This window comes from Streptomyces sp. NPDC048718 (genome assembly GCF_043198875.1).
In the GTDB taxonomy this organism is placed as follows: Bacteria; Actinomycetota; Actinomycetes; order Streptomycetales; family Streptomycetaceae; genus Streptomyces.
This window is the reverse complement of sequence record NZ_JBICVG010000006.1, coordinates 84,291-109,901: the sequence shown is the minus strand read 5'-3', so window position 1 is coordinate 109,901 and position 25,611 is coordinate 84,291. Positions and strand designations below refer to the sequence as shown.

The following is a 25,611-nucleotide window of genomic DNA, read 5'->3' as shown; positions in this document are numbered from 1 at the left end:
TCCGGGCGAGGTGCGCGGCGGTCCGGATGAAAGCAGGGGGCGGGCGGGTGGACTTCGCGTCCAGGGGGGCAGTCGGCGCCGCGGCCGGCGGCGACAGCGCTGCCGCTGGTGCCGGCCCTCGCAGTCACGACCCTGGTCAACGCCCCGACCGACCTCGCCCAGGTCGGCTTGATCGCGCAGGACCCGCCGGTCTCCTGGGCGAAGGTCCGGGGACCACGGGCGGATCGCCCACGCCGTGCGGACCGGTTTCCGCGCGGGCGCGCTCGGCCGCCTCGGCGCCGCCGTCATCGACCGGCCACTCGCCCGCTCGATCACACCGTGAAGTCACGCGAGCGGATGCCTCACGCGCCCGGGGCATATGCCGGTCAGAGGCACCGGTGGATGGCTGCGGCGCCCCCGCACGTCCCGCCCGACCCGCACGTCCTGCCCGTCCCGCACGTCTCGCGTCCAGGCAACGGCGAGGCCGGACGGCAGGATGGTGTCGTCGTTGTTCGACCGGCCGCGAGGCCGTCCGGTGACGTGCGGGACGCGCGTCTGTGGCCCGCGAGCGGATCCGCGTGGCGATCGTGGCGGCCGAGGGCGCGGAAGGGGGCATCACCGCATCGCGTGGCCGACCGACCGGCCGGCCACGGCCTTTGCCGGTCCGCGGCGCGTGCGGGACCAGTGGGCGGGTGAAAGCCCTGGCCGGCGTCCGGGCGCTCTTCGTCATGGAAAGGGCCAGGGCCGGTGGACGGGTCGGTGTGTGCGGTCAACGAGGCGGGCGGACGCATTCGATGAGGTAGTCGCCGGTGCCGGGGTCGATGGTGACGCCGTGGGCTTCGCTGTGGAAGCCAGGGAAGGCACGGTCGAATGCTTCCAGGGCGCGCAGGTAGCGCAGGAGGGGGCCGTCGGGGGCGCCGGTTCTTTCGCCGGGCATGAGGACGGGGATGCCGGGTGGGGTGACGGTGACCATTGCGGCGGCGGTCCTGTGGGCAGCGTGGCTGAGGGGGATGCGTTCGGTGCCGCCGCGGATGAGTTGCTGGTAGCAGCGCTGGGGTGGCTCGGCGGGTTCGGGGAGCTGTTGAAAGGCGGTGTCGAGGGCAGTGATGAGTTCGGCGTGGGTGAGGTGTTCGTGCAATCTGCCTGCACAGCTCGGGCAGGGTGAGCCCGGTGTAGCGGGTGGGGTGTCGCGCGATGAGGTCGGGGAGGACCTGTTCGAGGGGGGTGCGGGTGTCGTACAGGGCTTTGAAGTCCATCAGGGCGTCCAGCAGGGTGCCCCATTTGCCTTTGGTGATGCCCATGGAGAACAGGATGAGTGTGGTGTAGCTGTCGGTTTTCTCCACGACGATGCCGCGGGTGGCCAGGTAGGCGGTGAGCACACGGGCGGGGATGCCCCAGGGTGCGGCCTGGCCGGTGGCGGTGACGCCGGGACAGGTGAGGGTGACCTTGACCGGGTCGAGCATGCAGTAGCCGTCGGTCAGACCTGCGAAGCCGTGCCAGGCGGCGCCGGGTTCCAGCTGCCAGCAGCCGGGATTTTCGCGTAGGAGGGCGGTGGGGGCGTCGGCGAGCGCCAGGACCTGGCCGGTTGCGGGGTCGGTGACCTGGTCGGGCTGCCAGACGCCGAAGAACCAGTCGGGCCGGTCGCCGGCCTGGCTGATCCGGCGGCCCGTACGTACGACGGTCTGGCGGAAGCGGATCGCTTCGGTGAGTGCCTCGTCGAGCAGCCACTGTCCCTGGGCGCCGTCCATCATGGCGGTGGCGACGTCGAGGGAGGCGATGGCGGGGTAGAGCGGTGAGGTGGTGCCGTGCATCATGAACGCCTCGTTGAAGCGCTCGTGCGTGACCGGGGAGCGGGGAGAGGTTTTGACGTGCACCATGGAGCTCTGCGACAGGGCTGCCAGCAGCTTGTGGGTGGAGTGGGTGGCGAAGACGGTGGGCCGCTCGGGGCTGTCGAAGGTGTCCGGGCCGACGGCCATGCCGAAGCGGCCGGCGTACAGGGGGTGGAAGCGGGCGTAGGCGAACCACGCCTCGTCGAAGTGCAGACGCGGGGTACTGGGCGCCAGCGCGCGTGCGACGTCGATGGTGTGGGTGCACAGGCCGTCGTAGGTCGAGTTGGTGATGACCGCGTACTGGGCCCGGTCGGATACCGCGCCCGTGGTAAGTGGGTTCGTGGCGATGCGGGCGGCGACGCCGGCAGGGGCGAGTTCGGCAGGCGGCAGGGGGCCGGCGAGTCCGTAGCCGTTGCGGGTCGGCACGAGATAGACGGGGCGGGCACCGGAGATCACCAGGCCGTGCAGGACCGACTTGTGACAGTTGCGATCCACCAAGGCGATCTCGTCGGTGGTGACGCTGTAGTGCCCGACCATGCGGTTCGCGGTGGAGTTGCCGTGCAGCACGAAGTAGGTGCGATCCGCGCCGAACACGCGGGCGGCGTTGCGTTCGGCTTCCCCGATGGGCCCGGAGTGCTCGAACAGCGAACCCAGTTCCTCGACGGAGATGGACAGGTCACTGCGCAGCAGCCGCTCGCCGAAGTAGTCGAAGAACGCCTGTCCTGCCGAGGACTTCAGGAAGGCGACCCCGCCGGAGTGGGCCGGGGTGTGCCAGGAGTACTCGTGCGCGTCGTCGAACCGCTTCAGCGCTTTGAAGAACGGCGGGAGGATGTCACGGCGGTAGGTGCGGGCGGCCGCGGCGATACGGCCCGCGATGAAACTCGCCGTGTCCTCCAGGGGCCAGATGTAGCCGACGACCGTCTCCGCCACCCACAACGGCAGGTGCTCCAAGTCGTGGTCGCTGTCGTCGGCCATGAGCAGGAAGACCGGCAGATCCTTGAACCGGCGCTGGGCCAGCCGCAGAACCTCCGCCCCCGCGCCCCGAGAAGCCGGGTCGTCACCTGGCAGGTCCCAGGAGACCACGGCCGCGGCCAGACCGGATTCCGTCCGCAAAGCAGCGCAAGCCCCCTGTACGCCCCCCGTCCAGCGCGACCTCAGCCCCTCGCTCTCCAGCTCCTCGCCGATCCGGCGTAGCTGGTCACTGCTGTCCCCTCCCAGCCGCGGGTGCTCCCGCACCGCGAACAGAGCGGTCCCGTTCACCACGGCATCCCGCCTCGCATTCTTTGTTCAGGCGCTGCCGGCAGGCCTGCGCGGTCGAGGAGGCGACGGATCAGAAACGGCCGATGACGGCATTGCCGACCGCGGTCTCGTCCGTGCTGGTGTAGTACTCCATCGCCGCGGCCAGCCATTCGTCGACCGTCAAGACGCCGTCGCCGTCGCGGTCCAGGACGCGAAACGCCTCCTCCGCCTCCCGGGCCGGGACTCCCAGCGCCCCTTGGAGTGCCTTGAACTCGTCGACGTCGGCCACGCCGTCACCGTTCGTATCGGCCAGCACCATGTGCGCGGCAACGGCGGGGCGAACGATGTCCGCGACCTTTTCGTCGGCCCTGGCAGCCGTGAGCGCGTCGATGTACTGCTCTGCCGTGATGCGTCCTTCCGGACTCGCACCGGCGAAGTGGCACAGCCCCGCCCAGTAGGTGCGCCAGGCATCGTGCACGACGTAGGCCTTCGGCGAGTCCGCATCCAGTCCGGCCGCGGCGACCAGCCGGTCGGCAAGACCGGTGAAGTCGGACGCTTCAAGGTGTCCGTTGCCGTTCGCGTCGAGAAGCTGGAACCGGTGTTCGTACTTGCGGTGCAGCAGATCGTTGATCACGAGAAACCTCCGAGAACGGGAACGCCGCCATGGAGGCAGTGGAACCGTCCATGAACGAGGCGAGCCGATGTGACCCACCCACGCGACGCCACACCGCGCATCCACGGCGGCACTCTATGTCACCAAGCTCGTGGGGTGGGGACGTCGGCGCTCCGGCTTCGCCGCGCGTCGGCGCGGCCGGGACCGGGGCCCTACCCCTCAGCCCGCAGAGGCCGATCGGCCGCCGCGCCGAGTTCGACTCGGCCTCGACGCGTACCGGCCAGACCCGCGGCGAGGGAGCCGTACGAGCACGCTGCGGCTCCCCCGCCGCAGCGCGTTCGCGAGGCAGTCACCCGACGGCCCCGCCCGGCCCTTCAGCCCGCCCGCAGGTCACGCGTCCTTCTTCACCGGCTCCAGGATCGCCACGCACTCCACATGGTGCGTCATCGGGAACACGTGCGGCTCCAAGCCACTTAAGAAAGTGCAGGTCAGGCGGTTTACCGCGCGCTGGGCGGGTGTCACCTCGGGCCTTGAGCGTCAAATGAGCGTCACGGGCGTCTGTCCGAACCGCCCCAGACCAGAGAGCCGACGTCGCCACAGCGAAGTCATGCAAGACGGCGGCTTGAGCGATGAGCGTCAGCCAGCTATCCCGCTCACCGACGTCGGACTGCACCCTTCTCGTCGTCCTCGATAACTTTGAGCAGGTACACGGATGACTCGTGAGAGGTGTCCTGCGACCTCCGGCCACGAATGGGGCGAACATGCTGTTTGAAGAACTGACGGCACTAGCGGCAGAAGGTGGACAGGCACTGGTCCGATCAGTGGGTACCGGATTCTGGCCCGTGACGCGGCGCCGTACCGCAGAGTTGGTCGGGCGCGGTGACGCCGAGCGTGTGAGGGCGGAGCTCGTGCGGCTCGACCGCACCGCGCAGGCTCTGACGCGCCCACCCTCAGGCAATGCCGCCGCAGAGCGGGCGCGACAGGAAGGTCTGTGGTCCGGACGGTTCGAAGCCCTTCTGGACCGGCTCTACGGGGCCGAACAGTCCTGTGCAGCAGCAGAGCTGTGCGCACTCCTCGAATTCCTCGCTATCTCCGTCGGTGACACAGCCACCAACACCGGTAACGCGACAGCCCACGACGGCGGCAGCGCGATCACCGGAATCCGGAACGCCGGCGGTAACCGTCCCGGCGCATCGAGGGTCGCGCACACTGGAGACGCGGAAGCCTCCGGCCCCGGCTCCAGAGCCGTCACCGGGATCGCCAACGAATAGGCCGATCCCGGAACGGCCAGGCGCCTCGTGGATACGTTGCACACACCGCAGAACCCGACGATCGACACCGCACACTCGCAGCGGTCCCCGACGGCATGGACAGGGCGAATCATGGCTGGGTGGTCACATCACCCTCCAGCGCTCGCCGACACCGTCTTCCCCTCCCGCCCACTGCAGCAGTGCTTGAACTTCCGCCCGCGCCGCATCATGCATGGGCACGGCGCATTCCTCCGTGGCCGCACCACCGTTAACGGCACGGCTGCGCCAACAGCCTGCCCAAGGAGGATGGCCTGATTGAGGTACGTGGGGTCGTCCGCCACCATGCCTGGAAGGTTCCGACCGGCAATGACGATCAGCGAGCCATGGTGGGCACGCTCGTACCAATGAGGAAGGAAGTTGAGTGGCAGCCCCCCCACGAGGTCGCCGTAGGGGCTGCTGAGGGTGATTCTGTTGTCGACCAGGCGAGCCTGAAGATCCCGGTCGGAGACGGACGGCAGGTCGCGGAGGTCGAGGGGCTTGCCACCATTATCGGTGTGCAGGGTGCGCAGGTCAGTGAAGCCCGACTCCAGGAAGAGCCGGAGGGCGACATCCTCGATTCGGCGGCTGTCGTCGAGAGCTCCCCATCCGCCGTGGCAGTCGAGGACGATGCCGGCGCGGTCGCCACCGAAGAGAATACATTCGGCGTCGAAGCGATCCGGGGAGCGATCGGGGGCCGGTCCGGCGAGTTCGATCACGTCGGAGAGGTGGCAGTGGGAGTGCGCAAGCCGGAGCATCGGGTGCTGGACGTCCGGATGGCAGAGGTAGAGGAGTTCGGCCTCGCCGGATTCGTCAATGATCAGATTGCAGACAGTGCAGTACTGCCTGGAGGTGGCGTACCGAAGCATGAGTGACTCTAGGTCGAATGCGGCCAGCGCCTGCTGCACGGTGTCGGAGATCTGCACACGGCGCAACCGGGGCAGGGCAGCGGACGGCACCGCAGCGTCGCCTTCGCGACCATCTCTTAGGGCGCGAGCGCGAAGTGATTCGAGGATGAGCTGGTCGACCGGGCTGCCGCCTACGAGCTCCTCGGGGCTGGGCAAGGTGCCGTCCTGGTCCGTCTCCTGGTGGAGTGCGCCCAAGAAGACCAGGGCCTCGCCCGCCTCGGGCCAGTTGCCGAGCGCCTGGTGAAGCATGAATGCCTGCCGGGCGCAGGAACGCGCGGCCTCCGACGCGTGGAGGGCCTTCTCGGCGCGGGCCAGGTTGAACAGACAAGTGGCTCGCAACGGGCCGTCGCCGAGACGTTCGCTGATCTGCAGGGCCGTGCGAAAGGACGCCGCTGCGGTGAGGTGGTCGCCAACCTCGGCGTGACAGGCGCCGAGGTTGGTATGCAGGGATGTCAGCACGCTGTCCATGCCGAGTTTTTCGGCGAGCGGAATGTTCTTAGTCATCAAGGCAACGGCTTCATCCCGGTTGCCGGTCTCCAGCATGCAGGTCGCAGCCTGCGCGCGGGCTGAGAGGAGGACGTGCAGATCTTTGTGCTCGGCAGCGACTTGCGCAGTCTGTTCGTACTGGTCAGCTGCTTCGTTCCATCGCCCAGCCCGCGCGTGGATGTTGGCCAGTGCCATCCTGCAGTGCAGGACGCCATCGAAGTCGTCGTGCCGCTCGCAGTCGTTGAGTGCCGTGGTGATCGCGGACAGGGCTTCGGCGTGCAGGCCGCGTCGCGAGTGGAGGACAGCCAGCGCGCGCGTCGCCCGGGCCCGGGTGCGAGGGGAAGCGGCGTCGCTGAAGTCGGAGACTACGGACCGCAGCATGCGGGCGCCATCCCGCCACTGCCCTGCGACGACCAGGGCTTCGCCCAGCGCCGCCCGCACCTGGGCGAGCGCCCGACTCTCGTCAGTGGCGGCAAGAGACTGCTCCGCTTCCTTTAGCAGGCGGACGGCGTCTCCGATCCGCCCCCGGTGCCACAGCAACTGGGCTCGTTTCCGCAGGACATCTGCTTGAAGAACCGGGCTGCCGGACTCCTGGGCCATGTCCGACGCGACCTTGAACTGCGACTCCGCCGTGTCGTGGTGCCCAATGCCGCCGCTGTATGAGGCGAGATAGGTCAGGGCGCGCGCCGCATGCTGATGGTCGCCGATTCCGATGGCGAGCTCGGCGCACTGCGTTAGGTAGGTCGCGGCTTGGTCGAGGTCAGCGCGATGCGCGGCATCCTCACCGAGCCGGAACAACACCCGAACCTGGCCCTGTACGTCACCCGTCTCCTGATGGATGGACAGGGCTGCCTCAAGCGGCCCGACCGGAGCAGACGCCGGCCGGGCGCCGGCCGGAACCGCCGCAAGGTCCATCAGCGCCTGCGCCTCCCATTCCCGGCTGCCGATGACTCGTGCTCGCTCGATGTCTCGGACGGACTCCTCCGCCGCCTCTACCTCGCGGCCCGTGCTGCTGAGCAGTTTGGAGATCGACCGCGTAGCAAGCATCTCACCGAAGCCACTGCTCCGACTCAGATCCCGACTGTTGCGCAGGTAGTTCTCGGCCCGACGGATCTGCCCGACTGCAAGGTACGCCTGACCAAGGTTGCCTAGGGCAAGCGCTAGTGCCTGATGATGCCCGGTGGTCCTCCAGTAGTGCAGTCCGTTTCGCAGGTACTCGATGGCGTCACGAGGTCGGCCCAGGTTGATCAGTAGTGTCCCCAGACCGAGCTGTGCCATGAAAAGATGCTCTGCTTCGTTGGCCGCGCGCCCCGTTTCAGCGCAGCGGTGGAATAGATCAGCGGCATCCTGGCTCTCGCCGAGGTGTGCGGCGACGACGGCCCGGTTGTACAGCGCGGTGGCCGTCCAGTCAGGGTGTCCAGTCAGCTCCCCGGCCTCCTGTACGCACTGGTAGACGCGGTCCAGCTCCTTCCAGTGACTGGCAACCCGCAAGTGGTCGGTGAGTGCGAAGGCGAGAAGCAATAGGTGGTCCCAGGCCTCGTACTGCCGGGCCGTCTCAACTAGAGCGACAGCGCCGGGACGGTCCGCGTCCAGCGACCGCAGCGCTGCGGGACTACTCTCAGCAGGGACGGTCGCCTTCTCATCCAGAAAACCGATCGCGTCGGTAGACGACCGCACGCGGACGGCCGTGACAAGACAGGCATGACGAACAACATCCGCCCGTTGCGTCCTCGGCCACGGCGCGGACGTCAGTCGGGCGAAGCGGTGCTGAATCTCGTGCATCACGAATCGTTCGTCGTCGATCTGCTCGATGAGGCTGAGCTCGACCAGCGAGTCGAGGAGCGCGGCTGTGTCCGTGCGGTTGTCGTCGTTGATCTCGTCCAGCGAACGCTGTGCGATGACCGCTGCGACGACATCGACGGTGAGCGACATGTGCGGCAGAACGCCAAGGGCGGAAAAGGCCTGCGCCTGGTCGTGTTCGAGTGCGTCAAAGCTCTGCTGGAACACAGGCTGCAGCGCGGTCTGGCCGGCAACAAGGGCTTTGACGCTACGGTCCGGGTTGGTGATCTCGGACAGATAGCGGTCGACATTCACACGGGGCCGCCGGGCCAGATACGCCGCGGCGATGTGCAGGGCGAGCGGGTGACCTGCACACGCCACAGACAACGCGGTCGTCTGCTCGCCGGTCAGCCGGCCAGGTCCAGCGACCGATCGTACGAGCTCCTCGCTGGGCGCGGCTGGCAGCGGGCCGAGGTCGATGAGGCGGACCAGGCCGCTAAGCCCGCTGAGCTTGAGACGGCTGGTCCCCACCAGCGCGAACGGGCCGTCGATAGAGACGATCTCAAGGAGCGCCTCTTCCGAGAGGACGTCGTCGACGAGCAGTAGGACGCGCTTGTTGGCGAGCGTCGTCCGCAGCAGCGCCAGCTGCTGATCACGGCGGTCCGGCAGGGGAGACTCGGACGGAAAGAGCGCGTGGAGTATCGATGCCACAAGGTCCGTGGAGCCGGTCGACAGCGCGAGATTGATGTGAAACTGGCCGTCCGGATACCGCTCCGCAGCCAGTCGGGACATACGCAGGGCGACGTCGCTCTTCCCAATTCCAGGAGCGCCAGTCACCACGACTGCCGCCCGTCCGCCGACGTCTGCGCGCCGCAGCACCTCAAGACCGGCTGAGATCTCCGACTCACGCCCGAACAGGTGCGGGCGCCGTTCGCCGGGCAACACGGAGTCCTGAACCGAGCGAGTCCGACGGGGCGACAACGTCACACGGACGTCGCCCGCCACATACCCAGAGATTGCCACCCCGCCGTGCGAGGCATACGCCGCTCCCGTTGCCATGACCGAAACGGAGCTGGGCTGGCCGGACGCTGTCGCCGCGTTGGCCCCAGAGATCGCGGTGCCACCGTTCGTCGCACGGGCGTCGCCACTGTCCCGTACCTCAGCGCCCGGCCCGAATTCGCCAGACTTGCTCTTGTCCTCCATCAACCCGCTCCCGGAGACTAGCTGTAGTCGATCCCAGTACCGGCGCTGCTGCCGGCCCCATCTGCTTTGGCAGCACCAGTCCGCTCCACCCGGGTCAATCCTGTACCCACCCCGCCGGGCCTACGGATCCCGGTGTGCGCAGCCCCACCACCAGATGCCTTCGCTTGGCCAGTATCCGTGGCGGAATCCCCATACCCGGACTGCACCCACGCCCACAGCAGCGCTGCAACCCCTGTACCTGCCTGCAATGACGCTCCGACCAGCTCCCCGCTCCCCGGGCCGTTCAGCAACCACACCATCGGCGTCGCCGCAACGCAGGCCACCCCAATCACGATCAGCGTAATCTTCCACGGCCGTGTCACGCCGTCCCACCTACCTTCCTAGCCAGCCTTTCCGCAGGTATAGCAAGGACGCTCACGCCGTTGCTACGGATTCCGACGGTCTGCAGGAAATTGAGCGATCGACGTGCGATGCCGTCCAAACTCAGGTAGGCGCCTGTGGCGAGAACCTCATGTCAGCCATCAGAGCACGGAGGAGGCCCGGCCGAGGTCGGCCAGGGGTCGCGAGCCGGTCAGTCGGAAACGAAGGCCGCCTGCATTGGCCTTCGCTCGCATGCCTCAATGGCAGTGAGGAACCTGCCGTCGATCGTCTACCCATCGAACCATCGAAAGAGCGTTCCGAGGCGTCGGAGTCCGTGGTGCAGCCGCCAGGAACGATCGCAACGAGATGCATCGAGGCGCTGCTGCCCCCGTCTGCCGCCCGTCGAATGCGCCGCCGAGTCGCGGGCTGGGGAAACTCAGCCACGCCGACTCACGCGGCGATGGTCAGCGGGACATCCAGCCGCTCCCAGGCCCCGAGCACGGCCTTGTGGGCGTCCGGCTGCAAGTGCGCGTAGCGCTGGGTGGTCTGGAAGCTCTCGTGGCCGAGGAGGTACTGGACCTCGTAGAGGGAGACTCCTTTCTGGACGAGCCACGAGGCGCAGGTGTGCCGCATGGAGTGCGGCGGGTAGTGCGGGACGGGGAGCTGCTCGCCATCGGTGTCGAAGTAGTGGGCGTTGCCGATGGCCGGCCACCAGGTCTGGCGGCGCCAGTTGCCGTCGTCGAGGCGACGGCCGGACCGGCCCTTGGTGATGGTGGTGAAGACGAGGGCGTCGCGGTCGAGCGGGTGGACGTGCCGGTCGAGGGCGTCCAGGACGTGGGACGGGAGCGGGACCTCCCTACGGCTCTTCGAACTCTTCGGGTACTCCTTGATGCCGCTCTTGGTGTTGACCTCGACCACGAAGAGGCGGGAACGATGCTGGTCGATCCGATGGCGGTGCAGGCCGGCGAGTTCGCCCCAGCGCAGGCCCGTGTAGAAGCCGAGCAGGCACATGGTGCGCCACGGGTCGGGGAGTTCATCGACGATGCTCTGCGCCTGGTCGAGGGTGAACCACTGGGGCGGCTTGACCGCGATGTGTGGCAGATCGATGTTCCGGCAGGGACTGACCGCGATGACGTCGTCGTCAACGGCCGCACGCATGATGGACGACAGCAGGTTGTATGCCCTCTTGATCGCCGAGGCGCCGACGCCCTTCTCGACCAGTCCGCGGATCCAGCTCTGGACGTCCATGCGGGTGACGGCCCGCATCTCCCAGTCGGCCCAGTGGGGCAGCACGTGGTTCTTAATGCTGGAGGCATCACCGCGCAGGGTGTGTGGCTCGACTACACGAGCCTGCCACCAGCGGGCGTGCCACGCGTGGAACGCCATCTCGCCGGCCCGCGGGTCCCGTACGGTTCCGCGGACGAACTGGGTCTCCATATCGGTGCCCCAGGCGCGGGCCTGCGTCTTGAGGGGAAACGATTCGCTATAGCGGTCTCCCGCCCGGTTGCGGACAGTCGCCTGCCATTTGCCGGACTTCAGTTTCCGGAGGTACGTGGTTCACTCCTGACTGTATCGGGGTGGGCGGACTCGGATCTGGTCAGCGGCGGGAGACAGGCGGGGTGACCGCCCTGCTGCTGATGAAGTCGTCCAGTCCGGCGGCCGGGACGCGGACACGGGAGCGTCCGGGCCCCGTGCGCAGGTCGACGACGGGTAGCTCGCCGGCGGCAATGAAGCGGTAGACGGTGCGGCGATCGACATCCAGGGCGGCAGCGACGGCGGGTATGGAAAGCAAGCGCGGGGTCAAGACGGGTCCATTTCATGAGAAGGCGAAAGAGGAGTTGACGATTCGCGCCGGGAGTGAACCCCGGTCAGATCGGAAAGGGCGGCGAGAGAGCTTCCTTCACTGGCTGCTCCAAGCGGAAGCTCCTACGTGAGAGCGCGAGATGTAATCCTTACCTCGCGGGCGCAGTGGAGTTTCTCGGATCGACATGTCGGCGACTCACTCACGGCACCTCTCGTATCTTTTGGGCAGACTTCCGGCATGGGCCGGAACGTCGGGCGTTCCGGGAGCAGTAATCATCCGGAGAATCCCCTGTTTCGGAAACCGGGGATCGTCGGATATATTGCGCCCACTTCCGCCCCTCCTGGGGGAGTAAGGAGTTCGTGGGGAGGGATTCCGAGGGCGGCGGCGATGGCGACGAGGTCGTCGATGTCGCAGCGGCGGACGGTGCGTTCGATGCGGGAGAGCGCGGTGAAGGTCATGGGCCGGCCGAGTGCGGTGACGCGGGCGGCGAGCCGGCGCTGGGAGTAGCCGCGGGCGGTACGGGTGCGTTCGATGGCATGGGCGGTGGCTTGTCCGGCGGGTCCGATTTCGAGTGGGCGTGGCGGCATGGGTGGTGTTGTAGCTTGCGCGCCGGCTGCTGCGGAAGGGTTTTCCTGTCTGCTGTGAGCGATGTGCCGAGGGGACGTCGAATTTCCGGATGATTTCGGTGACCGGGATTCCGGGTCTACTGTTTCGGGACCTGCCCCAGACGACTTGTGAAGGTGTTCAGAGCTAACGCTGGACTTCGTGCGACGGGTGTGGCTGTGTTGTCCACGCAGCCCGGTCTCGCCGGAATTCTCTGCCCCCGTGATGGTCGACGGATTCGACCGCCAGTAAAGGAGCCGCCCCTTGGAATCCCTCACCTCGATAACTGGCCACGACGGCGCGCAGCAGTCGCCGTGGCCGCCGGTCGCCACCCCTGGTCAGCCGGCCACCGCGCCCGTCGCGGACCCCGAGGGCGAGGAGGTCCTCGACCTGCTCCGGCACGCCATCCGGCGTTACGTCGTGATGCCGAGCGAAGAGGCCCTGACCGCGACCACGCTGTGGGCGGCGGCGACCCATCTGCAGACGGTGTGGCAGCACGCGCCGCGTCTGGCGGTGGTCGGACCGGCGAAGCGGTGCGGGAAGTCTCGGCTCCTGGAGGTCCTGATCGAGGCCGTCCACGAACCGCTGATCACGGTCAACGCGTCCGCCGCGGCGATCTTCCGGTCGATCGGCGAGGCCGACCCGCCCACGCTCCTCGTCGACGAGGTCGACACCATCTTCGGCAGTGCGAAGGTCGCGGAGAAGAACGAGGAGATGCGCGGCCTGCTCAACGCCGGCCACCAGCGCAACCGGCCCACCCTGCGCGTCACCGGCCCCAACCACGAGGTGGTCAAGTTCCCCACCTTCGCCATGGCCGCCCTCGCCGGCATCGGCGACCTGCCCGACACGATCATGGACCGGTCGGTCGTCATCCGGATGCGCCGCCGAGCCGAGACCGAGAAGGTCAGCGCCTGGCGCTACGGACGCGACGACCTGGCGGTACGCGAACTCCGCACCCGGCTGGCGGCCTGGCTGGCCTCCGTCCGCGAGAAGGCCCTCGCCCTGGAACCGAAGCTGCCGGTCGAGGACCGCGCCACCGACACCTGGGCACCGCTGATCAGCGTCGCCGACCTCGCGGGCGGACACTGGCCCGTCCTGGCCCGCGCCGCGTGCACCGCCATGACCAACTACGAATCCGGGCGCGACGAGGACGGCGGACTGAAGATCCGCATCCTCGCCTACATCCGACGCGCCTTCGCCTCCGAAGGCGACCCGCTGATGATCCGCACCGGCCGCCTCCTGGAGACCCTCAACGCCGATCCCGAGGCGCCCTGGGCCGAGCACAGCCCCAACGGACTCACCCCGCGCGGCCTGCAGATTCTGCTCCAGGTCTACGGCATCAAGTCGGCCAACCGCCGCTTCCCCGGCAACCACCAGGCCAAGGGCTTCACCCGCGCCCAGTTCACCGACGCCTGGACCCGCTACTGCCCGCCCGAGGCAGCCGCCACGCTCCCCGTCGAGCCCGGCGCCTGACCCTCCACGACTCGTCCCACTCGTCCCCGCGCAGGTCAGCACGGGACGAGTCACCGGCCCGCAACGAGTCGACTCGACATCACCGCCCCACCCGTACCTGCCCTGACCAGCGGCGGGACGAGTGGGACGAGTCGACGCAGCCCATAGCCGCCCACACCAAATGGCGCCCTACCCCATTCATGGAGCACCCCGTTTGACCGCGCCCACACCCGCCCACCGCACCGCCGACCGGTACACCCTCCTCGCCGCCAGCGCGGTGATCCTCGCCCTGACCACCGCCGGATTCTGGCTGTCCTACGCCCACCTCGCCGAGATCGCCGGACAGCACGGCCTCGGCAACTCCCCTGCCCGCCAGTGGGCCTGGCCCGCCACCCTCGACGCCTTCATCGTCGCCGGTGAACTCCTCACACTGCGCGCGAGCCTGCGCCACGAGCCGGACGGCTGGGCAGTCGCCCTCACCGCCGACGGATCCCTCGGCTCCATCGCCCTCAACATTGCCGGCGTCACCGGCACGCGTGATCCGGCCGACGTCCCCCTCCTCGACTATGTCGTCGCCGCCGTCCCTCCGGCCGCCGCTCTCCTCGCCTTCGGTGTCCTCATGCGCCAGATCCACCAGCACCTCGCCCGACCCGACCGAGGAAACGAGCCGGCGCAGCGGCGCGATGCGGCGGGTCCCTCGCCCTCCAACGGCGGGCATCCGCTGGACAGCGATGCGCCTCGTTCCCACCCGGCCCCCGTCGAGACCGGTCCGGAACGGCCCTCCGCCCGAAAGCCCCCTCGTGTCGACGGGCCGCCCGCGCAAGAAGGCCCACGGCCGTCGCCCACGCGCAAGATCGGTCGTCCGGCGACCGGAGACCTGACCGCGTTCCTCCCGATCGTCGAGCGGATAGAGGGACCAACGACCCGGTCGACCATCCGAAACGTCCTCCGCGAGGCCGGTCACACCATCAGCAACGAGCGGTTGACCGAACTCAAGGTGCTCCTCACAGACCAAGCGGCCAGCGCCCCGTCCGCACCCTGACCTGGCGCATCCACCGCCTCGGTCAACGCCGCGCACCCAGCCCCCGTGCCCAGGCTGCCATGGCTCGCAGCACCACGCGCCGCCCCGCCGCCCCGGCCGACCTCACGGCAAGCGCGCCGGACCTCGCCCCGCAGTCGGCCAGATCCCGGCGAAGGTGATCTTCCCTGCACCGGGATGCCGGGAGAACGCGTACCGCACAGGTCGCGTTCTCCCGGGCCGGGCTCGGCTGCGCTCACGAACCGATGCCGTCAAGCGGCTCCCACTCGTGCTCCAAGATCGAGTAGATGATCGAATCACGCCACGCTCCATGGACGAAGACGTGGTCGCGGATCCGGCCGTCCTCGGTCATGCCCGCCCGCAGCAGGGTTCGTGCGGACGCTTCATTGAGTGGTGAGCGGGCCGCCCATATGCGGTGAAGGCCAAGCGTCCGGAAGCCCAGCGCACACAGCAGGTGGACGGTCTCCGTGCCCAGGCCCTTGCCCCACGCGGCGGGGTGCAGGGCGAAGCCGATGGTGGCCGCCTGCTGCGGCTCGGTGGCCAGACGGGCGTAGCCGATCAGCCGGGGGTCGCCGAGCCGGGTGACGGCGAGGCCGTACTCGGTCCTGGGGTCGTCCGTGGCCGAGGCGAGGGACCGGTCGACGATCGCCTGGACCTGTTCACGGGTACGGGGCTCGAAGCTGAGGTGCCGGGTGGCCTCGGGGTCGCCGTAGATGGCCAGGAGGTCGGCGGTGTCCCCCGGCTCGATTTCACGCAGGGCCAGACCGGGGCCGGCCAGATGGACTGTCACTGCTCGTAGGCCCACGCGCTGCCGGTCTGGCGGTACTGCTCGACGGGGATGGGGGCGACCCCGACGCGCATCCGCGCGGTGTAGAGCAGGCCGTCCAGATGGTCGATCTCGTGGTGGATCAGGCGGGCGAGTCCGCGTTCGTAGGTGGTGGTCACCACTTGTCCGTCCAGGGTCGTGGTCTCCACCGTGATCCGAAGGGGCCGGGGGACCAGGCCGCGGACGTCGAAGAACGACAGGCAGCCCTCGTACTGCTCGTCCGCTTCGCTGGAGCGGTCGGTGATGCGAGGGTTCAGCAGGACGATGGCAGGGGCGTCGCCGGGGGGCTGGACCACTGCGGCGGCCCTGCCGATCCCGATCTGAGGTGCCGCGAGGCCCATGCCCTTGGCGAATGGGTGGACCTGCCCGATCCGCTCCATGGCGGTGAACATCTGCTCGACAGTCTGCTCGGCCGCCTCGCGCTCGGCCGGCAGGTCGAAGGCGCGGGCGGGTTCGGCGAGGACCGGAGCCCCGTCCTGCACGACGCCGAGGTCCCGCATCTGCTCGCTGGGCCGCGCCTGGTTCACGTGAACTCCCCTTGATTCATGTCCCGTTCGGTTCGGCCTCGGAACCGCCATTCCAGACGGTACCGGGCGTGGAGTGCGGGTGTGGAGGTGCTCCAGGAGAAGATCCGCATCCCGTCCTCCTCGCGCTGTATTGGGGCCGTCCGCAGCGGTACGGCCTCGGCGGTCATGGAGGTCTCGGTGCCCCACACGGCCGGGTCGAGGGCGACCGGGAAGGCAAGTTCGACCGCCAGGTGCTCGGTGGGCAGGCGGACGGCGCGCTGGAACCAGCGGCCCCACTTCTCGTGGCCCACCGAGTAGGCGTACTCGATCCAGACCGACTCGCCGGGATAGAGGGGGAAGCGGCCCTCGCTGTTCTCGAACGCCAGCCACACCTCCTTGAAGGCGTCGCGGTCGTGCTTGGTCTGCCAGTTCATCGCCTCGCCGCGGCAGGTCGCGGTCAGGGCGAGTTCGTCCCAGGTCAACGGGTGTTCGCGGTAGTGGGCGTTGGAGCGTTCGGGCTCGCCGGGGTAGCGGTCGACGCTGATACGGATCAGGTAGCGGCTGATCGGTTCGCTGCCGGTGTTCCGCAGCAGGCGGCGCATCGTCAGCCGGTAGTGGCTGCCGTCGTAGTCCAGGCGGGCCGCGTCGTGCTCGACGACGATCGCCGAGCCGGTCGCGTACGGCTGCTCGGCCCTGCGGGGAGCCGGCGTCGGCGGCGCCGGGGCGGTGCGGGCCTTGGCCGCCTCGTAGTCCAGCCACCGCTTCCAGATGGCCTTGCCCGCGTTCAGGGCCTCCTCCGCGCGCAGCGCGAAGTCCTCCGTCGGCTTGTGCCGGCCCGACTCGACATGGCTGACGTACGACGGGTCGAAGCCCATCCGTCTGGCTAACTCCCGCTTGGCGAGGCCGCGTACCTCGCGCCAGTGGGCCACATCCGCCGCGAACGCCTCGGCCGCTTGCTCGACCGTCAAGGCATCGTCCCGCGCGTCCATCAAAGCCCCAGCCCTGGCTGCCGGATGAGATGAATGAACCGTGAGTGATCTCGATTCACCATTCTGTCACGGTCGCGGTCGCCGGTTTCCTTCCTTCACCGGGCCGGGTCGATTCCCGGCCCCGAAGAAGGAGGGTCACAGCGATGCGCGTGCTGTATCTGCTCAACGTCTCCAACTCCAGTCAGCTGGCCGCTGATTCCGGCTTCACGTTCGCCGACCTGCTCGCCCCGGCCCTGACCGACGCCGGGGCGGAGGTGACCGTGGCCTCCCCCGCCCCGGTCGGCGACCCCCGCGTGCACTTCGCGCTCACCACCTCGCCGTCCACCAAGTACCGGGCCCGCTTCGAGCCCGGCATGGACGCTCTGGTCGCCCTGTTCCGCGAGCGGCGGCCCGAGGTGGTGGTGGCCAACCAGATCGAGGCCGCTCCCGCGATCCGGGCCGCGCTTCTGGAAGCCGGGGTGGACGCGCTGGTCGCGGGCTACTGCCACTACCTGCCGTTCTCCTTCGCCGACACCGGCGCCCTGGAGCTGGACCCGGCGATGAACGACGGCGACCTCGGCCGGAGCGTGCTACTGGCGTTCGCCGCCGGCCTCGCGGCCTGTGACCGCGTCCTGGTCCACTCCGCCACCGCCGCCTCCTGGACCACGGCGGCAGCCGCCCGCAGCGGCGTCGACCTCGGCGACAAGCTGCACATCGTCCCCGCCCCCAGGGACATCCGGCTGATGCGCGACCCGGCCGACATCACCCCGCCCGAGGGCCGGGCCACCGGCATCTACAACCACCGCCTGTACGCGCACTACGGCACCGCCCGCTTCACCGGGCTCGCCCGCCGCCTCGTCGCCGACGCCCCGGTACGGCTCACGGTGATGGACCTGTTCGGCACCCGCAGCCCCGAACGCGTCCGCCTCGACCCCAGCCCCGAACAGCACCTGGAAGAGCTCGCGACCACCGACGGCGTCGCCATCGCCTCCGACCGGGGCGACCGCGTCCGCTACCGCGATCTGCTGGCCGGCGCCCACTTCGGCATCGCCCCCTTCCGGCCCGGCTGCCCCTGGTCCATGTCGGTGATCGACTGCCAGGCCATGGGCCTGCCCGTGATCGGCCCGCGCACCGGCTGGCTGGCCGAACACATCGACAACGAGCTGCTGTTCGACACCGACGAGCAGGCCGTCCGGATCGCCACCCGCCTCGCCACCGACCCCGAGTTCTACCTCTTGCACGCCAAACGCGCGCACGCCTCCACCACCGACCTCGCGCCCGCCACGGTGGCCGCCCACTACCTGGAGGCGATCCGGTGACCGGCTTCGACGCAGTCCAGCTGTCGTACGACGAACCTCGGGCGGCGACCCTGCACACCCGGCTCGAACGCGCGCTGGACCGGCGGGTCAAACGGCTGCACGGGGTCCATGGGATGCGCCGGGCCTACCGGCTCACCGCCGAACTCGTGGACACCGAGATGTTCTTCCTCGCCGACGGCGACTTCGAGATCGACCTGCGGTTCGCCGCCGGCGTGGAGCCGCTCGCCGACGGGGTGGCGATGCGGGTGTGGCAGGCGGTCAACCCGGTCAACGGCCTGACCTACGGCTACGGCGGACTCAAGCTGATCCGCCGTACGGCCCTACGGGAGATGGGCGAGGCCGTCGACGTCCTCGCCGCCCTGCCCGGCCGCGTGGAGTTCTGCCCCCGCCCGGCCGGGGTGACCCGGTTCAACCAGAGCCCGTACCTGGCGTGGAAGGCCGGCTTTCGCGAGTGCGCGATGCTCGCGCGCGGCAGCGAGTACGGCATGAACGAACAGAGCGCGCAGGCCCGGATCAACGCGTGGACGGCGAGCAGCAGCGGCGAGTTCGCCGCGCAGGCCGCAGCCGGCGCCCGCGACGGCATCGCCTTCGCCCGCGAGGCCGCCCGCAGTCCGGAAGAGTTCGAACTGCTCAACGACCCGGTCCGGCTGCGCGCCCACCACTCCCGCCTGTACCCGTTCGAAGCGGTCACCTCGTGACCGGCTCCCCGCTCGTCCTGATCGAGCCGTACGCGCACCAGGGCGGCGGACACCACCAGCGCACGCTGACCGCGCTCGCCGCCACGCGGCCGAAGAGCCTGGTCGTAGCCCCTGAGGGGCTGGGCGAGGACCTGGGCCCGCTGGCGCGGTCCGGGGCCCGGATCGCCGCCGGGCCGGCCGGGTCGGCGGCGAGCCTCCTGCTGGCTGCCGCGCGGGCGGCGGAGCGCGTCTCGACCGCCGGCCAGCGGGCGTTCGCCTCCCGGAGCTGGCCGCGGGGAGTGCGCAGGTTCCCGCACCAGGTCACGCTCCTCGCCCGGTGTCTGACCGAGGCCGCGTGCCTTCGTACCGCGCGCCGTCTCGCCCCGCGGGCGTCGACCGTGGTGATCCTCAGCGCGAGCGAGGCTCTACACGGTGCCGCTGCCCTGCTCGGCGGGGTGCCGCATCTGCGGTTCGTCCACGAGGTCGTGACCACCGAGGACCGTCCGGTGCGGTGGCTGGGCCGGCGCGCCCGCCGGGGCGAGAAGCGGGTGATCGCGCTGTGCCCGACCGCCGACGTCCGCGACCAGGTCGCAGCGCGCTTCCCGCACCTGCGCGGTGAGGTGCGGCCGTTCGCGGTCGACGACGGACGCCGGCTGACCGACGCCGCGCGTGACGGCGCCCGCGCCGCCTTCACCATCCCGACCGACGCGAAGGCGGTGTGCCTGGTCGGCGGCTGGTGGCCGTACAAGGACATCGCCACCGTCGACGCGGCCCTCGCCCGCCTCACCGCCCCGCTGCACGTCCTGGTGTGCGGCACCCCGCTGGACAACGCCGTCCTCGACAGCTGGCACCGGCTGCCCCACGTCCGCCTCCACACGGTGCCCGGCCCGGTCGCCGACGAGGTCCTGCGGCTCGTCTACGCCGCCGCCGACGCGGCCCTCGTCGCCCGCAAGCCCGGGGTGGGCAAGGAGTCGGGGCTGGTCATGGACGCCGTACGACTCGGGGTCCCGCTGATCGTCTCCGCGCACGACCGCGAGCTGTCCGCCCGGTTGACCGGTCAACCGTGGGTGAGGCTCTTCCCCGCCGAAGACCCGAACGCCCTCGCCCAGACGCTGGACAAGCTCGCGGCCGATGCACCCGCCCGACCGGGACCGACGGCGCCCGCCGCGCTGGACATGCACCCGGCGGCCGAGCAGGCCGCCTTCCTCACCGACACCTACACCCGCCTCTGCCTCCACCTGGCCAAGGAGCGCTGCTGATGTTCGTCCCTCCCGCCCTGATCGCGGTCATCGGCCCGGTCGAGCCGGCCCTGCTGGCCGCCTGGACCGCCCACTACCGCCGGCTCGGCATCGAGCGGTTCCACCTCGCCTTCCACTTCCCCGACCACGTACCGGACGCCTGGCGGCACCAGCTGACCGCGGCCTGCCGCGACCTCGGCATCACCCCCGCCCAGATCAGCACCGGCCCCTGGCACGAGCACACCAACACCCAGCTCCGCGACTCCCTGCGCGGGCAGGCCGGGACCGGCTGGCACCTGCTCGCCGACTCCGACGAGTTCCAGACCTACCCCGCTCCGCTCACCGACGTGCTCGCTCAGGCCGAGGACACCGGGAAGAAGGTGGTCGGTGGGCTGATGCTCGACCGCGTCACGAACGACGGCCGCCTGGCCATGTGGCGCCCGGAAACCGGCCTTGACCGGGCCTTCCCGCTCGGCGGACACCTCACCCGCCGGCTCCTCCAGGGCGACCCGCGCAAGATCGTCCTCGCCCACTCCTCGGTGACCGTCGCGTCCGGCAACCACCGGGCACCGGGCCACAAGCCCGACCCGAACGCGCTCGCGTGCGTACACCACTTCAAGTGGCGCGCCGGTGTCCTGGACGACCTGCGGCGCCGGGTCGAGCGGTTCACCTCCGGCGAGTGGGCCGAGCACACCCCGGCCGTCCGCAGCGAGGCATCCCGCCTGCTGCAGCACATCGACCGCCACCACGGCCGGATCGACGTCTCCGACCCCCGCCTGGCCTTCCGCCGCGTCACCCTCGACCGTCTGCCGGACGGCTGGGCCGCCGAAGCCGCCCAGCTCGCCACCACCTGGCGGCCTCCGGCGCCTCAGAACCAGCCGGGTTCCACGATCTCCTCGCCCTCGCCCTGAGGTGCCTCGAAGCGGGCGAAGAAGTCGTCCAGGGCCTCCGGGGTCACGAGCAGCGCGTTCGCGTCTCCCCGCGCGTTGCGCTCCGCCAGCCTGCGCAACAGCTCGTCGCGCTCCACCGGGAAGTACAGCAGCCGCCACCGGCCGCCGGCGGCCTGGACCAGTTCCTTCATCTCCTCGCGGTCCTTGCGCGGCCACAGCCCGTGGTCCCAGACCACGTCCCGGCCCTCCGCGACCAGCTCGGCCAGCCGCCGGTGCAGCTCGGCGATGACCGGAGTCTCCTTCTCGAAGTACGTGTTCTCCGGGTAGTCGACGCCGTACCGGCCGTGCCGCTCGTAGACGACCTCGTCCACCGAAAGGCGTACCGCTCCCTGGGGCTCCAGCACCCGCTGGGCGTAGGTCGTCTTTCCCGAGCCGGTGAGCCCGACCAGCAGGTACACCACCGCAGCGTCGCTCACAGCCACGACCAACTCCCTTCAGTACCAGCAGCGTTCTCTCGCCAGTCTGTCACCACCGGCCGGCCCGGGGGCCCCGTTCCCGGGCCAGCATACGAAGGAGTCGCCCATGTCCGCCTCCGCCCTCGCCCGCGCACTGCGGGCCTACGTCCGCCACGCCCCCGGCACCCTCGGTAAGGCCCGGCTCGTCGGCCACTTCCTCGACGAGCACCTGCGCACCCACCCCCTCCACACCACCGCCCGGCTGCGTACCGGCGGCACGGTCACCGTCACCACCAGCGACGTCATCCAGCGCTACCAGTACCTGTTCGGCGAGTGGGAGCCGAACCTGAGCGCCTTCCTCCGCGACCGGCTCCGCCCCGGGGACACCTTCGTCGACGTCGGAGCCCACCGAGGCGCGTTCACCCTCCTGGCCTCCCACGCCGTCGGCCCCCACGGCCGCGTCGTCGCCATCGAGCCCCACCCCCGCTTCCACGACGACCTGACCACCGCGGCCACCACCAACCGCCGCACCAACATCCGGGCCGTCCGCTCCGCCGCCTCCGACACCCACGGCACCCTGACCCTCTACCTGGAGGACCCCGCCAACCTCGGCCACACCACCGCCATCCGCCCCCGCCGCGTCCACGAGACCGTGGAGGTGCCCACCGCGCCCCTGGCCGACCTGATCAGCCGGGCCGAACTCGCCGCCGCCCGGGTCATCAAGATCGACGTCGAAGGCGCCGAAGCAGCCGCGATCCGCGGGCTCCTGCCCGCGCTCCCGCACCTGCGTGCCGACGCGGAACTCGTCCTGGAAGTCACCCCGAGGCTCCTGGCCAAGCAGGGCGAGAGTGCCGCCGGCATCCTCGACACCCTGCGCGCACACGGCTTCCACGCGTACACGCTCGCCAACGACTACGACCCGGCCACCTACCCCCAGGCCATGCGCCGGCCGCAGCCGCCCGTCCGGTGCACCGAGCCCCCGAGGGAGATGACCGATCTGGTCTTCTCCCGCACCGACGCCGACCACCTCACGACCGGGCACTGAACACCGTCCCCTCATTCCGGGCGGCGGGCCAGGTCGAACCCCGAGTCGGCCGCCCGGACCACCGACACCACCTTCCTGCGCGACATCCACGGATTGGGCACCGCAATGAACACCAGCGTGATGAACAGCCGCAACGCCGTCTGCGTGATCGTCCACGACAAGGACACCGACACGATCGCCGCCGTGCACTACGCCGCCCGCAACTGGTCCCCACGGCCGGCCTGGACCCTCCCCGGCGGCAAGGCCGAACCCGGCGAAACCCTCGACGAGGCCGCGCCCGCGAACTCAAGGAGGAGACCGGCCTGCTCGTCGACCCGGCCGACCTCACCCTCGTCCACGTCGTCCACGTCGAACAGGGCTGGGACCAGGCCGGCCAGCTCATCGTCTTCGTCTTCGCCACCGACACCTGGACCGGCGAACTGACCAACACCGAGCCGGACAAGCACCTGGCGGCCCGATGGGTCGCCGCGAGCCGCCTGCCCGAGCCGGCGTTCCCGACCACCGTGCAGGCCCTGACCGCGTACCGGGGCGGTGGGCTCTCCTTCCCCCGCTACGGCGGGCCGGTCACTGCTGGGTGACGAGCAAGCACCACGGCGACGGTGCGCACGGACCTGCACCTCGGCAAAGCCGAGACGATCCGGCTCAGGCCAGCGTTCCGGCAAGGCCATCTACGCGCGGCGCCTGGCCGCCATCCCGTGGGCGAGCCACCGGTATACCTGCGCCCGCGTCTCACTCACGGGAACAGCGGCGCGATCACCCGTCGTCGGCCTCCGGAAACAGCAGCCGCCGGCAGGGCATCAACATCCCACCGGCGGCAAAGCCTCATGAGCGCACACGCACACTCCGGCGGCCCCGTCACGCCGCCCCGGCAAGACCGCCCGGGCACAACTCGTTGTCAGCGGTCGGGTACAGACTGTTCCAAGAGCTGTCGGCTGACCGAGAGGACGATTCATTGTCCAAGAGCAAGAAGCGCAACGCCGCCCGCTGGCGCGTGGGTTATCTCTTCGTGCACGGCATCGGCAACCAGAAGCCGGGCACCACCCTGAAGTGGGGCAGGAGCACTTTCGATGCACTGCATGCCGTGCACGGTGAGCAGCTTGTCTCCTGGCAGGAGCAGCCCTTGGCGGCCTCGCCCGAGGATGCTGCAATCCGGCACGCCGAGGCCGTTGTCTCCCTCGGCGGTACTAGCCACCGCGCGCTGTTCGCCGAAGCGCTCTGGGCCGACAGGTTCGCCGAACTGGGTCGGCCCTCCGCCAGACGGACTCTGACGTTTCTCGTGGCAAGCCTTCCTCTCCTGTTCTGGGTGGTCGGTCCGGACCGGCGCGACCTGCGGGTACTTACCCTTCCCGCTCACGGCCTCCGGGGCCATGCGGATGCTGGACTCGCCCAGATGAGACTGCTGTGGCGACTTCTCACCTTGGCGGTCATCTCGACCGGGCTCGTCTACGGCATCGTCCTGGCGAGCCACAACCTGCTCGCTTCGATGCTCCTGCTGGGCCTGCTGGCCTGGTTCGTCCGTTCCCGCCGCAATCTCCTGTGGCACGTCCGGGTCGCCGCCGTCGATGAGGAGCGCACGCGGCTGCTGCTAGCTCACCTCCACCGGAAGGTGCAGTGGATGGAACGCCACTGCGACGAGGTGGTCATCGTCGCCCACTCGCAGGGTGGCTATCTCATGCACCGAGTCCTGTCCCCCACCGCCGACCGACGTCACCCGAAGGTCCGGAGATTCATCGGCGTCGGCTCCGGCCTGAAACCGATCAGCCTGCTCAAGACCTTCGACCGCAGCGGCATCGGGCCCGGTCTGTGGGGCCTTGCGGGCCTGATCCCGGCATATCTGTGGGGCCTCGGCCCCTGGACGTGGCAGCTCTTCGCTTGGTTCACGCAGGCCATCTTGCGGCAGCTGTATCTGGCCCTACAGATGACGGTGACACCGTCATCCGCCCTTGGTGACACCCAGCTCGCGGAGCTTCAACGCGAGGCCGCCGCCGCAGAGCTGCATCGGGCCTTCACCGGCATGCCCAGTCTGCGACTCGACCTCGCTCACGGGGTCGCCATCGTCGTGGCCATCGCCACGGCCCTCCTGTTGAGTCGGTTGATCCATACGGCCCTCAAGGCCCGGCCGCCGTGCCCCCTCAGCCTCGACCATTACCGTCGCCACATCGAGTGGCGCGAGTACAGCAGCCCACACGACATGGTCGGCCGGATGCTGGGTCCCACCCTCCCCGACAATGTCGAGCAGCCTTGGATCGCCCCTGTGGGCCAGCCCCTCAGCGACCACACCTTGTACTTCCACCACACGGGTGTCCTCCCCCGTCGCCTGGCGGCGGATCTGCTCGGGGATCTCGGCCTGAAGCGCGAGGCAGCCGACTGGGAGCAGGCCGTCACCCGTCTCGACGAGGTCCGGCGTCAGCAAGGAACACGCCGGCGCACCCTGCACGGGCTGCTGCTCGGGACGTTCGCCGCCTTGCTTGTGGCACCCCAGCTCTTCCGCAGACCGTCCATCCTGCTCGCCTACCTGCACGCCTGGCTGCCGCTCGCGCTCCTGCTGTTGGTGCTCACCGTTCTCTTCAGCCTTCTCGCCCACCGAGCGGCGGGCAAGGCGGCCCGCCGCTTCACCGTTTCCCTGTCAGGAGCCGCGCTCCCCCGGCGCTCGCGGTGGCACGTGCGGATCGTGCCACCCGGCCCCCGCCTCCTGCCTACGGCCACCACAGCGACCGGGGGGCTCGTCGCCGTGTACGGCGCGGTCCGGTTCTTCCTGGCCGCCCAGGAGTACGGGGAGACTCACGTCTGGCAGGGCTACCCGTTCCTCTTGCCCATGGGCATCGGGCTGCTGCTCGTTGCCTGCGCCTCGGCGGCCGGATATCCCGTTCGAGCGCGCTGGTACGCGGTGATCGCCGTCCCGGGGGGCATGGCCCTGTACTCGGCTCCGGCGCTCGCCTTCATGAGCTCACCTTGGGAGCTGCGCCCCGAAGGGACGCTGCTCGGCACCCTTGGTATATGCCTCGCCCTGGGTCTCGCCGGCTCCCTCCACGCCCGGCTGAGAGCAGTCGATCTCACCGCGCAGGTGTGAGGCAGAATCGATGCGGGTCTATAGGTAAATCCGCCGC

Annotated in this window: 20 protein-coding genes and 2 pseudogenes; 10 read left to right on the top strand and 12 right to left on the bottom strand. The window is 69.7% G+C overall.

Annotated elements, in window-relative coordinates:
* Positions 1-748: 748 nt before the first annotated feature.
* From ACGFRB_RS13285 to ACGFRB_RS13275, 3 genes and pseudogenes are all read right to left on the bottom strand, one after another.
* Positions 749-1,117, bottom strand: coding sequence for a hypothetical protein (locus ACGFRB_RS13285; RefSeq protein WP_393243111.1), 369 nt, complete (start codon positions 1,115-1,117; stop codon positions 749-751).
* Positions 1,118-1,322: 205 nt separating this feature from the next.
* Positions 1,323-3,044, bottom strand: a pseudogene (locus tag ACGFRB_RS13280) (Orn/Lys/Arg decarboxylase N-terminal domain-containing protein); the annotation flags it as partial.
* A 94-nt stretch (positions 3,045-3,138) separates the two neighbouring features.
* On the bottom strand, positions 3,139-3,681 hold the full coding sequence (locus ACGFRB_RS13275) for an EF-hand domain-containing protein (RefSeq protein ID WP_393242672.1): 543 nt from the start codon (positions 3,679-3,681) through the stop codon (positions 3,139-3,141).
* Between the two features lie 740 nt (positions 3,682-4,421).
* Between ACGFRB_RS13275 and ACGFRB_RS13270 the strand changes: the two genes are divergently transcribed.
* On the top strand, positions 4,422-4,931 hold the full coding sequence (locus ACGFRB_RS13270; protein ID WP_393242671.1) for a hypothetical protein: 510 nt from the start codon (positions 4,422-4,424) through the stop codon (positions 4,929-4,931).
* 128 nt (positions 4,932-5,059) lie between these two features.
* Here the strand turns inward: ACGFRB_RS13270 and ACGFRB_RS13265 are convergent, their stop codons facing one another.
* The 4 genes from ACGFRB_RS13265 to ACGFRB_RS13250 all read right to left on the bottom strand — a co-directional run bounded on the left by ACGFRB_RS13265 (position 5,060) and on the right by ACGFRB_RS13250 (position 12,073).
* Entirely contained in the window at positions 5,060-9,322 is a 4,263-nt protein-coding gene (locus tag ACGFRB_RS13265) for a tetratricopeptide repeat protein (RefSeq protein ID WP_393242669.1), read from the bottom strand.
* 810 nt (positions 9,323-10,132) lie between these two features.
* A complete protein-coding gene (locus tag ACGFRB_RS13260; protein WP_393242667.1) occupies positions 10,133-11,119 on the bottom strand; it encodes a tyrosine-type recombinase/integrase in 987 nt (328 codons plus the stop codon).
* A 160-nt stretch (positions 11,120-11,279) separates the two neighbouring features.
* Complete coding sequence (locus ACGFRB_RS13255; protein WP_393242665.1) at positions 11,280-11,486, bottom strand: helix-turn-helix domain-containing protein; 207 nt, start codon at positions 11,484-11,486, stop codon at positions 11,280-11,282.
* 272 nt (positions 11,487-11,758) lie between these two features.
* Positions 11,759-12,073 carry a helix-turn-helix domain-containing protein gene (locus ACGFRB_RS13250; protein WP_393242663.1) on the bottom strand — a complete coding sequence of 105 codons (315 nt, stop codon included), beginning with the start codon at positions 12,071-12,073 and terminating at the stop codon, positions 11,759-11,761.
* 280 nt (positions 12,074-12,353) lie between these two features.
* Between ACGFRB_RS13250 and ACGFRB_RS13245 the strand changes: the two genes are divergently transcribed.
* Positions 12,354-13,562: a DUF3631 domain-containing protein gene (locus ACGFRB_RS13245; RefSeq protein WP_393242661.1), complete on the top strand. Its 1,209-nt coding sequence runs from the start codon at positions 12,354-12,356 to the stop codon at positions 13,560-13,562.
* 193 nt (positions 13,563-13,755) lie between these two features.
* Entirely contained in the window at positions 13,756-14,583 is an 828-nt protein-coding gene (locus ACGFRB_RS13240; protein WP_393242659.1) for a DUF2637 domain-containing protein, read from the top strand.
* A gap of 232 nt (positions 14,584-14,815) precedes the next feature.
* Here the strand turns inward: ACGFRB_RS13240 and ACGFRB_RS13235 are convergent, their stop codons facing one another.
* Genes ACGFRB_RS13235 through ACGFRB_RS13225 form a run of 3 tightly spaced genes read right to left on the bottom strand, consistent with a single transcriptional unit; the run spans position 14,816 to position 16,880 of the window.
* Positions 14,816-15,370: a GNAT family N-acetyltransferase gene (locus ACGFRB_RS13235; protein WP_393242657.1), complete on the bottom strand. Its 555-nt coding sequence runs from the start codon at positions 15,368-15,370 to the stop codon at positions 14,816-14,818.
* The gene (locus ACGFRB_RS13230; RefSeq protein WP_393242655.1) at positions 15,367-15,933 is read right to left on the bottom strand and encodes a peptide deformylase; all 567 of its coding nucleotides are present in this window, start codon (positions 15,931-15,933) and stop codon (positions 15,367-15,369) included. The genes ACGFRB_RS13235 and ACGFRB_RS13230 overlap by 4 nt, the downstream gene beginning before the upstream one ends.
* Positions 15,930-16,880, bottom strand: coding sequence for a multiprotein-bridging factor 1 family protein (locus ACGFRB_RS13225; protein ID WP_393242653.1), 951 nt, complete (start codon positions 16,878-16,880; stop codon positions 15,930-15,932). Before ACGFRB_RS13225 ends, ACGFRB_RS13230 begins: the two co-directional genes overlap by 4 nt.
* A 164-nt stretch (positions 16,881-17,044) precedes the next feature.
* On the opposite strand from ACGFRB_RS13225, the gene ACGFRB_RS13220 reads away from it, so the two are divergent.
* Genes ACGFRB_RS13220 through ACGFRB_RS13205 form a run of 4 tightly spaced genes read left to right on the top strand, consistent with a single transcriptional unit; the run spans position 17,045 to position 21,025 of the window.
* Positions 17,045-18,199, top strand: coding sequence for a glycosyltransferase family 1 protein (locus tag ACGFRB_RS13220; protein WP_393242651.1), 1,155 nt, complete (start codon positions 17,045-17,047; stop codon positions 18,197-18,199).
* The gene (locus ACGFRB_RS13215) at positions 18,196-18,897 is read left to right on the top strand and encodes a hypothetical protein (RefSeq protein ID WP_393242649.1); all 702 of its coding nucleotides are present in this window, start codon (positions 18,196-18,198) and stop codon (positions 18,895-18,897) included. Before ACGFRB_RS13220 ends, ACGFRB_RS13215 begins: the two co-directional genes overlap by 4 nt.
* Positions 18,894-20,135, top strand: coding sequence for a hypothetical protein (locus ACGFRB_RS13210; protein ID WP_393242647.1), 1,242 nt, complete (start codon positions 18,894-18,896; stop codon positions 20,133-20,135). Before ACGFRB_RS13215 ends, ACGFRB_RS13210 begins: the two co-directional genes overlap by 4 nt.
* Positions 20,135-21,025: a hypothetical protein gene (locus ACGFRB_RS13205; protein WP_393242645.1), complete on the top strand. Its 891-nt coding sequence runs from the start codon at positions 20,135-20,137 to the stop codon at positions 21,023-21,025. Before ACGFRB_RS13210 ends, ACGFRB_RS13205 begins: the two co-directional genes overlap by 1 nt.
* Here the strand turns inward: ACGFRB_RS13205 and ACGFRB_RS13200 are convergent.
* Positions 20,983-21,486 carry an AAA family ATPase gene (locus ACGFRB_RS13200; RefSeq protein WP_393242643.1) on the bottom strand — a complete coding sequence of 168 codons (504 nt, stop codon included), beginning with the start codon at positions 21,484-21,486 and terminating at the stop codon, positions 20,983-20,985. The two genes, ACGFRB_RS13205 and ACGFRB_RS13200, sit on opposite strands and share 43 nt — an antisense overlap.
* A gap of 100 nt (positions 21,487-21,586) precedes the next feature.
* Here ACGFRB_RS13200 and ACGFRB_RS13195 point away from each other — a divergent pair, with 100 nt between their 5' ends.
* Positions 21,587-22,504, top strand: coding sequence for an FkbM family methyltransferase (locus ACGFRB_RS13195; protein WP_393242641.1), 918 nt, complete (start codon positions 21,587-21,589; stop codon positions 22,502-22,504).
* Between the two features lie 11 nt (positions 22,505-22,515).
* Here the strand turns inward: ACGFRB_RS13195 and ACGFRB_RS13190 are convergent, their stop codons facing one another.
* Positions 22,516-22,677, bottom strand: a complete 162-nt coding sequence (locus ACGFRB_RS13190) for a hypothetical protein (RefSeq protein WP_393243127.1) — start codon at positions 22,675-22,677, stop codon at positions 22,516-22,518.
* Between ACGFRB_RS13190 and ACGFRB_RS13185 the strand changes: the two are divergent.
* Together ACGFRB_RS13185 and ACGFRB_RS13180 are read left to right on the top strand one after the other, a co-directional pair.
* Positions 22,610-23,082: pseudogene (locus ACGFRB_RS13185) on the top strand (NUDIX domain-containing protein). The gene ACGFRB_RS13190 and the pseudogene ACGFRB_RS13185 overlap by 68 nt on opposite strands.
* A 374-nt stretch (positions 23,083-23,456) precedes the next feature.
* Positions 23,457-25,574: a hypothetical protein gene (locus ACGFRB_RS13180; RefSeq protein ID WP_393242639.1), complete on the top strand. Its 2,118-nt coding sequence runs from the start codon at positions 23,457-23,459 to the stop codon at positions 25,572-25,574.
* The last annotated feature ends 37 nt before the right edge of the window (positions 25,575-25,611 follow it).

What these genes read in the sequence shown, in the direction of transcription:
- ACGFRB_RS13270 (WP_393242671.1), top strand. Translation starts at nt 4,422, where the DNA reads ATGCTGTTTGAAGAACTGACGGCACTAGCGGCAGAAGGTGGACAGGCA.
- ACGFRB_RS13265 (WP_393242669.1), bottom strand. Translation starts at nt 9,322, where the DNA reads ATGGAGGACAAGAGCAAGTCTGGCGAATTCGGGCCGGGCGCTGAGGTA.
- ACGFRB_RS13260 (WP_393242667.1), bottom strand. Translation starts at nt 11,119, where the DNA reads ATGGAGACCCAGTTCGTCCGCGGAACCGTACGGGACCCGCGGGCCGGC.
- ACGFRB_RS13250 (WP_393242663.1), bottom strand. Translation starts at nt 12,073, where the DNA reads ATGCCGCCACGCCCACTCGAAATCGGACCCGCCGGACAAGCCACCGCC.
- ACGFRB_RS13220 (WP_393242651.1), top strand. Translation starts at nt 17,045, where the DNA reads ATGCGCGTGCTGTATCTGCTCAACGTCTCCAACTCCAGTCAGCTGGCC.
- ACGFRB_RS13205 (WP_393242645.1), top strand. Translation starts at nt 20,135, where the DNA reads ATGTTCGTCCCTCCCGCCCTGATCGCGGTCATCGGCCCGGTCGAGCCG.
- ACGFRB_RS13195 (WP_393242641.1), top strand. Translation starts at nt 21,587, where the DNA reads ATGTCCGCCTCCGCCCTCGCCCGCGCACTGCGGGCCTACGTCCGCCAC.